Raw genomic sequence first — 786 nt, forward strand, 5'->3', positions numbered from 1 at the left:
CGTCGGCAGGTCGCCGCAGGAGCCCCAGGGGTTGCCGTTGTCGAACTGGATCGACCCCGGCAGGCCCCAGCGGCCGAAGCAGGCGCGGAGCTCGGCCTGCACCAGCCCGGGGGGCACCTGGGTGAAATAGCCCTGGGGGGAAAACGCGGCTGTGCAGGGCGGCCCCTGAGCACTCGTCGGCCACCCGCAGCCAGGAGATCATCGCCCCGGTGGCCAGCCGCTTCTGGTCGGCGGCGTCGACCTGCCAGACCTCATGAGGGCGGGCGGAACGGCGCCGGGACTCGGCCCGCGGGCGGCCCGGCGGGGCCGGGGCCAGGCCGTTGCCGTTCAGCCAGCGCCTCAGCGTCCGGTCCGAGGGGACCTCGGCCGCGGGGGTGGTGCGGGCCAGCTCGACGCGGATGCGCCCGGACCCCCAGCGGGGGTGGGAGCGGCGGAGGTCCAGGGCGCCCTGCAATAGCGGCGGGGTCGGCCGGAGGCGTTCGCCGGCGCGATAGCCGGGCCGCAGGTCGGCCGGGGAGGGGCCGCCGGTCCCCGCCCCGGAGGCGCGGCGGACCAGGTCGCGGACGGTGCTGACGGGCAGGCCGAGCCGCCGGGCGATCTCCGGCGGGGAGGCCTCGAGCTGGGCCATCCGGGCGATGGCCAACCGGAGCGAGAGGTCAGTGGGTCGCGGCATGGGAGTCGGCTCCGAGGGCGCGGGATCCGGCGGACCTCGCGACTCTACCGGGGGCCCGGACCGCACGGAACCTACGTGTCCGGATTTCGCACGGAACCTCCTGTCCGGTGACA

1 protein-coding gene is annotated in these 786 nt (G+C 76.6%); it reads right to left on the reverse strand.

Annotated features, from left to right (window positions below):
- Positions 1 to 673 (reverse strand): helix-turn-helix domain-containing protein (locus G6O54_RS36980; protein ID WP_165236171.1); only part of this gene is annotated, 673 nt, incomplete at its 3' end.
- Positions 674 to 786: the final 113 nt, after the last annotated feature.

It is taken from the genome of Aquisphaera insulae, assembly GCF_011064615.1.
GTDB lineage: Bacteria > Planctomycetota > Planctomycetia > Isosphaerales > Isosphaeraceae > Aquisphaera > Aquisphaera insulae.